Below are 7733 nucleotides of genomic sequence, written 5' to 3' on the forward strand. Positions count from 1 at the left end.
GAGACCTCCAGGGGAGAAACACAGTGGAACTGCTTTCCGGCGCAGATATGATCGCCCGCTTCTTGCAAGACGAGGGCGTCGAATACATTTATGGTTATCCCGGCGGCGCAGCGCTGCATATCTATGATGCGCTCTTTCGCCAGGACAAGGTAAAACACATCCTGGTTCGCCACGAACAGGCCGCCACCCACGCCGCTGACGGCTACGCCCGTGCCTCGGGCAAGCCGGGTGTCGTGCTGGTAACCTCCGGCCCCGGCGCTACCAACGCGGTTACCGGCATTGCTACTGCCTACATGGACTCTATTCCCATGGTCGTGCTGTGCGGCCAGGTAATGAGTCATCTGATCGGCGAAGATGCCTTCCAGGAAACCGATATCGTGGGTGTGACGCGCCCGATCGTGAAGCACAGCTTCTCGATTCGTCACCCGTCTGAAATTCCCGAAGTGCTCAAGAAGGCGTTTTATCTTGCCTCGACAGGGCGCCCGGGGCCGGTCGTCGTGGATATTCCCAAGGACATGACCGCTCCCACCGAGCGCTACGAGTACGTCTACCCGAAAAAGGTCAAGCTACGCTCCTACAACCCGGTGACGCGTGGCCATACCGGGCAGATCAAGAAAGCCGTCGAGCTGATGCTCAAGGCCAAGCGTCCGGTGTTCTATACCGGCGGCGGCGTGGTGACCGGCCGTGCCAGCGAAGGGTTGACCGATCTGGTCAAGAAGCTGGGCTTCCCGATTACCACCACTTTGATGGGCATCGGCGCCTACCCGCAAAGCGATCAGCAGAGCCTTGGCTGGCTGGGCATGCACGGCTCCTATGAGTCCAACATGGCCATGCACCACGCGGATCTGATCATTGCCATTGGCGCGCGCTTTGATGATCGTGTGACCAACAACACATCCAAGTTCTGCCCCACGGCCAAGATCATTCACGTGGATGTGGACCCCAGCTCGATTTCCAAGACGGTGCGTGCCGATGTGCCCATCGTGGGCCCGGCGGACAGCGTCATCAGCGAGATGATCAGCCTGGTGCAGGGGCAGCCGATCACGCATCCTGAAGCGCTGAAAGAGTGGTGGGAGAAGATCGACGGCTGGCGCGCCGAGCGTCACGGCAAGCTGTATGAGCCTTCCAAGCCCGGCGAGGCGTTGAAGTCTCAGGAAGTGGTCGAAGCGCTGTGCCGCATCACCCGCGGCGAAGCGTACGTGACCACGGATGTCGGTCAGCACCAGATGTTTGCCGCGCAGTACTACAAGTTCGACAAGCCCAACCGGCTGATTACCTCTGGCGGGCTCGGCACCATGGGCTTTGGCTTTCCGGCCGCCATGGGGATCAAGCAGAACTTCCCGGACGACGACGTGGTATGCGTCACTGGTGAAGGCAGCTTCCAGATGATGATGCAGGAGCTGTCGACCTGCAAGCAGTACGGGGTGGGTGTCAAGATCCTCAACCTCAACAATGCATCGCTGGGCATGGTACGCCAGTGGCAGGACTTGAACTACAAGTCACGCCATGCGCACTCTTACATGGAGTCGCTGCCGGACTTCCATCTGTTGATCGAGGCGTACGGGTTTACTGCCATCACCGTCACCACAAAGGAGGAGCTCGAACCCGCGCTCGAGCGCGCGTTTGCCGACAAGCACGAGCTTGTGTTCCTCGACGTGAAGGTCGACCCCTTCGAGCACGTCTATCCGATGCAGGTGCCGCTTGGCTCCATGCGTGACATGCTGCTGTCTAAAACGGAGCGTACCTGATGCGACATATCATCTCGATTCTGTTGGAAAACGAACCGGGGGCGCTGTCGCGTGTGGTCGGCCTGTTTTCCCAGCGCAACTTCAACATCGAAACGCTGAACGTGGCGCCCACCGAAGACCCCTCGCTGTCACGACTGACGGTGACCACGGTAGGCGATGACCGGGTGATCGAGCAGATCACCAAGCATCTCAACAAGCTGATCGATGTGGTCAAGCTGGTCGATCTTACCGAGGGCAACCACATCGAGCGCGAGCTGATGCTGGTAAAGGTGAAAGCACTGGGCGCGGCCCGCGACGAGGTGAAACGCACCGTGGATATCTTCCGCGCGCAGATCGTCGACGTGACGCCAAGCCTCTACACCGTGCAGATCACCGGCGACGCCGCCAAGCTTGATGCCTTCCTGCAGGCCATGGCGCCGGTGGGCCTTCTCGAAGTGGCGCGCACCGGGGTCTCGGGTATTGCCCGGGGGGATAAGGTGCTGTCGCTTTAGTTTGAGCGAAAGCATGCGCTGTCATTAGCGTAAAAAACCGGTCAACGACAGTTGACCGGTTTTTTTTATGGGCGAGGCTAGTCAATCTCATCGACTAACCCATAGAAGGCTTCAGCGCGCGCAGCCGTTGATAGAACATATTGCGGCTGCGGTAGCTATATAAAAGCTACTCGGATCCATCAAAAGCCACGCAGTCCTGATAATACTGGTCGGTAAAATCATCCACGGAGGAAAACGCGTCCAGGTCGTAGGTAGATGCCTTGGCAAGAGCGAGGTCCAAAGAGGCAGAGGCAGTCGTGTCCTCCTGTTTGGCTTTCTTTAATTCTTCTTCTTCAAAATCTCTGGATACAGTGCTGCCCCATAAGTGCTCTCGCATCACCATGCCTGCCGATGCAGCCGCCATTTCACATGATTTTGGGCGGGTGTAGGCCTCTAAAGGACCATCATAAGACTCAATAGTATCACTGGCACGTGCTCCGAAACTATCGAAAGTATCAGCATGTACGCCGCTATAGCTGAGCAGGAAGACCGCTGCTGTGGTAAGTAGTTGCTTATGATGCATCTTGGTTGGCTCTTGGTTAGTCAATCATCCCCAGAAGGCGCTGTATCACCAATCACCGATGACAGCGATGAAGGAGTGGCAGGCCAGGCAACTGGAGTTATTTAACAAAGTAGTTGTCAATCATGCGGGACCTGACATGATGTAAGTCTGCCCTGATTGATTGGGCTTAAAAACGGCTAACGCTATCTCTCTTGTAGACAGTCCTGATAAAACTGTTCGCGGAATTCTTCTGCAGTCGAAAATTCGTCGAGGTCGTAGCGATACACTTGGGCTGTCGCCAGGCCCGTTGACATGATGCTGTAATCTTCCTCCAATTGTCGCACTTCCTCCTCGAGTTCCTCTCCCTCGATAACGGGCCCCTTGGGAGCACCGGCCAGATGATTCGCCATGATTGCCTCCGCCATTTGAGAAACCATGTTGCATGAGTCTTCCTGGGTAAAAGCGCCTCTTGTGTTTTGTTGCAACACTTGATCACGTGCAGCGCCGTAGCTGTTGAAGTAGTTGTTGAAATAGTCGCCATAAGCAGCGGTGCTGCCCATGATTGAAGCTGCCGTAATGGTCAGCATGTATTTCTTGATCATCGGGTTTCTCTCATGGATATGTGGAACTGATTTAAGTTAGGGTGTCTTTGCTTTTTCGATTCGTCAAGCTTTGATTAATTAACTAGGCTGAGGTGGTAAAACATAGGTTGAGCCTTCACAGCGTATTGGTATTAGCGTTATAGCGATAACCTTATGGTGTCAAATGGTGCCGAAGGCACGCATCCAAAAGGAGGAAAATTTTATGCGAGGATTGAAGATCTGGCAGGCGATTCTATTGATGGCTATAACGCTGCCCGCTTGTGCCAACTCGCCTTCCTATTCCACGGAACCCGACTATTACTTTTCCGACCCTTCTCAGCGGGCATTGGCTGTTGCCGCTGGACGGGGCGATACGGAGGCCATGCAGCAGGCGTTGGACCAGGGCGCCGACCCCAATATGCCGGGTAAGGACGGCATGACTCCGCTTTTCTGGTCAGCCACAGATACGATGGGTGCCAATATCGAAGGCTTTCGCTATTTGTTGGCACACGGCGGCGACCCCAACCTCGTGATCATTGATGAAGATAAGCCTGGTAAAAGCACTATTTATTTAATCTATCTAGCCTTTACACAAACCGACCCGGCGTTTCTTGAAGCAGCGCTGGAAACCGGGGCCGATCCAAATACGATAGTAAATACAAGTAGAGGGAATACTTTACTATTTGAGAGGCAATTAGATTTTTATATTGATCACGTCAAGCTATTGTTAGCTTATGGTGCTGATGTAAACCATAGAGGGCAATTTCAAGCACCTCCTTTGAATCGAGCACTTTACGGCAGTGAATATAAGGCTGCCTTGGCTTTCGTTGAAGCAGGCGCTGATCCTACATTAGAAAATGAAGTTAATGGTGCAACTGCTTTGGGTATCATTAAGGAGTTTCATGATAGGGAGGGTGGGTATGACTATAATCAACTTATTAAAGCCTTGAAGAATAAAGGTTATTTGGAAGAGTCTTTTTGAGTTTAAATTTTAAACGAAGAAATTATCTCAACAGGATCAAGCATTAACAGAGTTTATCGTGGTCAGCATGCTTCTGCTGGTGCCTCTGTTTCTGATCATGCTGCCCGTACTGGCGCAGGTAAGGTATTGAGCAGAGAAAAAATTCTGTTGTTAACGCTCGCTGATCGCTGCCCACAGCGCATCGATGATCGGGTTTTTCAGCCGTCGGTTGAGAACGCACAGGCCGACGTCGTAGTGGGGAAGTTCGGGTTTCACGTTCAGTACCCGGACCCGGTTGGCAAGCGGGCTGTTGTCCAGCACGATTTTGGGTACCACGCCAACGCCAAAGCTTAGCCCCACCATGCTCACGATAGCCTCGTGACCCGCGACCTGGGCATAGATGCGCGGGCTCACGCCCATCGCCTTGAACCAGGTAGTGGCGTACTCTCGCGATAGTCCCGCTTCAGAGAGAATCATGGGTACCTCTTGCCACTGCTCGGCGGTCGAGCTTTCGGGGGAGGCGGGCAGCCATTCGCAGGGCTCTGTGGGAGCGATGAAGACCAGCGGCGAGCGGGTGAGTGATTTGAACGCCAGGGCATTGGGAGGGATGCGCGGGCGCGGTGTGATGGCCATGTCATCGTCGCCCTCCATCACTCTTTTCATGGCATCGGCAGGGTCGCCGGTATGCAGCTTCAGCTCGATCCCCGGGTGGCGCGTGCGCACATCGCTCAATAGCTCGTAAAGAAAGCTGTAGCTCGCCGTTACCGAGCAGTAGATGCTGATCTCGCCGCTGAGCTGCGCGGTATCGGCCAGGCGCCGCTTGATTACCTCCCACTGCTCCAGTGTTTCGCGGGCGTAGCGCTGAAAACCAAGGCCATGTGCCGTCAACGTGACATGGCGGTTGTCGCGCTCGAACAGCGGAGTGGAAAGCTCGTTTTCCAGCTGCTGGATCGAGCGACTCAGGGTCGAGGGGCTTACGTGGCAAAGCTCACTGGCGCGGCCAAAATGCAGCGTGTCAGAAAGTGCCACGAAATGTCTAAGCAGCCGAAAATCCATACCGCCACCGTGTTTCAAATTTCGCAATAGTGTATTGCAAATATAGCGTTTTACGCAAAGTGGCGCGTGGCGTAGAGTGGCTCCAACGCCTTACCTAGCGCTGCACAAGACGGCGCAGGTGGCCATCAGCGCTGACACGCTTTGATAACGACCCGACTCGATAACACTTTTCTGGAGCCTCGCCATGCGCGTTTACTACGATAAAGATTGTGACCTCTCCTTGATCCAAGCCAAGAAAGTAACCATCGTTGGCTACGGTTCACAGGGTCATGCTCACGCGAACAACCTGAAAGAGTCGGGTGTGGACGTCACCGTTGCATTGCGTGAAGGCTCTTCTTCAGCTGCCAAGGCTGAAGCGGCCGGGCTTAAAGTGGCAAGCGTACCGGAAGCCTGCAAGACCGCTGACGTGGTCATGATCCTGGCGCCGGACGAAAACCAGAAAGCTATCTACGAAAACGAAGTAGAGCCGAACCTGAAAGAAGGTGCCACGCTTGCTTTTGCGCATGGCTTCAACATCCATTACAACCAGATTGAGCCGCGCCAGGATCTCGACGTGATCATGATCGCGCCGAAAGCGCCGGGCCACACCGTTCGCTCCGAGTTTGTAAAAGGCGGCGGCATTCCGGATCTGATCGCGATCCACAAGGATGCGTCTGGCAACGCCAAGGAGCTGGCGCTCTCATACGCAGCAGGCGTTGGCGGCGGCCGCAGCGGTATCATCGAGACTACCTTCAAGGATGAAACCGAAACCGATCTGTTCGGTGAGCAGGCGGTGCTTTGTGGCGGCGCGGTAGAGCTGGTCAAGGCGGGGTTTGAGACGCTGACCGAAGCCGGTTACGCTCCGGAAATGGCCTACTTCGAATGCCTGCACGAACTCAAGCTGATCGTTGACCTGATGTATGAAGGCGGTATCGCCAACATGAACTACTCCATCTCCAACAATGCGGAGTATGGCGAGTACGTAACGGGCCCGGAAGTGATCAACGATGAGTCACGTGCCGCCATGCGTAATGCGCTCAAGCGCATTCAAACCGGCGAGTACGCGAAAATGTTCATTCAGGAAGGTAACACCAACTATCCTTCCATGACTGCTCGCCGTCGCCTGAATGCCGAGCACGAGATCGAGCAGGTGGGCGCCAAGCTGCGTGGCATGATGCCGTGGATCACGGCCAATCAGCTGGTCGACAAGTCCAAGAACTAAGCATTTATCGATTTGGTCAACGGGGTGCGCTTTGGCGCGCCCCGTTTTGGTTTCTGGGGTCAGCAGGCTTGCATTGTGTTTGCTTGCGGTAATTGACTGGCTGACTAGGGTTCACCGTGTAGAATGAAAGTGTTCACTATTTGTGACTCTATATTAAACGGATGACATCTATGACTCAGGACGCTCGCGATCAAGAGCACGCCAACCCTTCCAAGCCCGAAATTCACGATGACCGTCATGAGGTCGGTAACGAGGACCTGGCGGCTGCTTTCTTGCGTGATACGGAAGTCGTCGAAGAAGCCCTGGAAGATGGCAAGAAGATTCGACGTAAAGGGATTTACCTGCTGCCCAATCTATTCACGACCTCCGCTCTGTTTTCCGGCTTCTTTGCCGTTGTAGCGGGGATCAATGGCGAATTTACTTCCGCGGCGGTCGCTATCTTTATCGCCATGGTGCTCGATGGCCTGGACGGCCGTGTGGCGCGCATGACCAATACTCAAAGCGCCTTTGGTGCCGAGTACGATAGCCTGGCTGACATGATCTCCTTTGGCATGGCGCCGGCGCTGGTGGCGTTTACCTGGATACTGCAGGATATCGGCAAGACCGGCTGGGTGGTGGCATTTTTATATGTAGCCTGCGCCGCGCTTAGATTGGCACGTTTCAACGTGCAGATCGGCAGCACTGACAAGAAGTGGTTCATTGGCCTGCCGAGCCCGTCGGCGGCGGCGGTAGTGGCTGCCAGTGTATGGACCTTCCACAGCTTCGATGCCGATGCGTTTGGCTTCAAGCTGCTGATGCTGGTAGTAGTGGCTGCTGCTGGTGTTCTGATGGTCAGCAATATTCGCTACTACAGTTTCAAGGATCTCGATTTTAAAAAGCCGGTGCCCTTTGTGGTGCTGTTGGCAGTGGTGCTTGGCTTTGTCATGATCTCGGTAGAGCCTTCAGTCATGCTGCTTTTGCTGTTTGGCGCCTACGTGCTCTCGGGCCCGATTTACGCAGTAATGCGCAAGGCCAAGCCGTAAAGCTGAAACTTTTTTCGCCGGTTTGCAAAAAGCGCTTGCACAACCGGCAGTGAATCCGTAAAGTACGCATCCGCTGCCGGGGACGCCCAGCGTTACCAGCGGTGAATGAAGGTGAAAACCTTCGGTTTGTCA

Annotated in this window: 8 protein-coding genes and 1 pseudogene; 6 read left to right on the forward strand and 3 right to left on the reverse strand. The window is 54.8% G+C overall.

Going from position 1 to position 7733, the window contains the following annotated elements; translation table 11 throughout:
- The first annotated feature begins 23 nt into the window (after positions 1–23).
- Both HW452_RS17085 and ilvN read left to right on the forward strand, forming a co-directional pair.
- On the forward strand, positions 24–1748 hold the full coding sequence (locus tag HW452_RS17085; RefSeq protein ID WP_224107305.1) for an acetolactate synthase 3 large subunit: 1725 nt from the start codon (positions 24–26) through the stop codon (positions 1746–1748).
- Complete coding sequence (gene ilvN / locus HW452_RS17090) at positions 1748–2239, forward strand: acetolactate synthase small subunit (protein WP_224107306.1); 492 nt, start codon at positions 1748–1750, stop codon at positions 2237–2239. Before HW452_RS17085 ends, ilvN begins: the two co-directional genes overlap by 1 nt.
- Before the next feature lie 166 nt (positions 2240–2405).
- On the opposite strand, the gene HW452_RS17095 is transcribed toward ilvN, so the two are convergent.
- A complete protein-coding gene (locus tag HW452_RS17095) occupies positions 2406–2801 on the reverse strand; it encodes a hypothetical protein (RefSeq protein WP_224107307.1) in 396 nt (131 codons plus the stop codon).
- A gap of 13 nt (positions 2802–2814) precedes the next feature.
- Between HW452_RS17095 and HW452_RS17100 the strand changes: the two are divergent.
- Positions 2815–2946: pseudogene (locus tag HW452_RS17100) on the forward strand (IS481 family transposase); the annotation flags it as partial.
- Between the two features lie 37 nt (positions 2947–2983).
- Here the strand turns inward: HW452_RS17100 and HW452_RS17105 are convergent.
- Positions 2984–3382: a hypothetical protein gene (locus tag HW452_RS17105; RefSeq protein WP_224107308.1), complete on the reverse strand. Its 399-nt coding sequence runs from the start codon at positions 3380–3382 to the stop codon at positions 2984–2986.
- Between the two features lie 202 nt (positions 3383–3584).
- Here HW452_RS17105 and HW452_RS17110 point away from each other — a divergent pair, with 202 nt between their 5' ends.
- Positions 3585–4343 carry an ankyrin repeat domain-containing protein gene (locus tag HW452_RS17110; protein WP_224107309.1) on the forward strand — a complete coding sequence of 253 codons (759 nt, stop codon included), beginning with the start codon at positions 3585–3587 and terminating at the stop codon, positions 4341–4343.
- 150 nt (positions 4344–4493) lie between these two features.
- Here HW452_RS17110 and ilvY read toward each other — a convergent pair whose 3' ends face one another.
- Positions 4494–5378 carry an HTH-type transcriptional activator IlvY gene (gene ilvY, locus HW452_RS17115; protein WP_224107310.1) on the reverse strand — a complete coding sequence of 295 codons (885 nt, stop codon included), beginning with the start codon at positions 5376–5378 and terminating at the stop codon, positions 4494–4496.
- A gap of 184 nt (positions 5379–5562) precedes the next feature.
- Here ilvY and ilvC point away from each other — a divergent pair, with 184 nt between their 5' ends.
- The gene (gene ilvC / locus HW452_RS17120; protein ID WP_224107311.1) at positions 5563–6579 is read left to right on the forward strand and encodes a ketol-acid reductoisomerase; all 1017 of its coding nucleotides are present in this window, start codon (positions 5563–5565) and stop codon (positions 6577–6579) included.
- A gap of 170 nt (positions 6580–6749) precedes the next feature.
- Positions 6750–7601, forward strand: a complete 852-nt coding sequence (pssA, locus tag HW452_RS17125; protein WP_224107312.1) for a CDP-diacylglycerol--serine O-phosphatidyltransferase — start codon at positions 6750–6752, stop codon at positions 7599–7601.
- The last annotated feature ends 132 nt before the right edge of the window (positions 7602–7733 follow it).

It is taken from the genome of Vreelandella aquamarina (assembly GCF_020075495.1).
Classification (GTDB): Bacteria; Pseudomonadota; Gammaproteobacteria; order Pseudomonadales; family Halomonadaceae; genus Vreelandella; species Vreelandella aquamarina_A.

What these genes read in the sequence shown, in the direction of transcription:
- ilvN (WP_224107306.1), top strand. Translation starts at nt 1,748, where the DNA reads ATGCGACATATCATCTCGATTCTGTTGGAAAACGAACCGGGGGCGCTG.
- HW452_RS17095 (WP_224107307.1), bottom strand. Translation starts at nt 2,801, where the DNA reads ATGCATCATAAGCAACTACTTACCACAGCAGCGGTCTTCCTGCTCAGC.
- HW452_RS17105 (WP_224107308.1), bottom strand. Translation starts at nt 3,382, where the DNA reads ATGATCAAGAAATACATGCTGACCATTACGGCAGCTTCAATCATGGGC.
- HW452_RS17110 (WP_224107309.1), top strand. Translation starts at nt 3,585, where the DNA reads ATGCGAGGATTGAAGATCTGGCAGGCGATTCTATTGATGGCTATAACG.
- ilvY (WP_224107310.1), bottom strand. Translation starts at nt 5,378, where the DNA reads ATGGATTTTCGGCTGCTTAGACATTTCGTGGCACTTTCTGACACGCTG.
- ilvC (WP_224107311.1), top strand. Translation starts at nt 5,563, where the DNA reads ATGCGCGTTTACTACGATAAAGATTGTGACCTCTCCTTGATCCAAGCC.
- pssA (WP_224107312.1), top strand. Translation starts at nt 6,750, where the DNA reads ATGACTCAGGACGCTCGCGATCAAGAGCACGCCAACCCTTCCAAGCCC.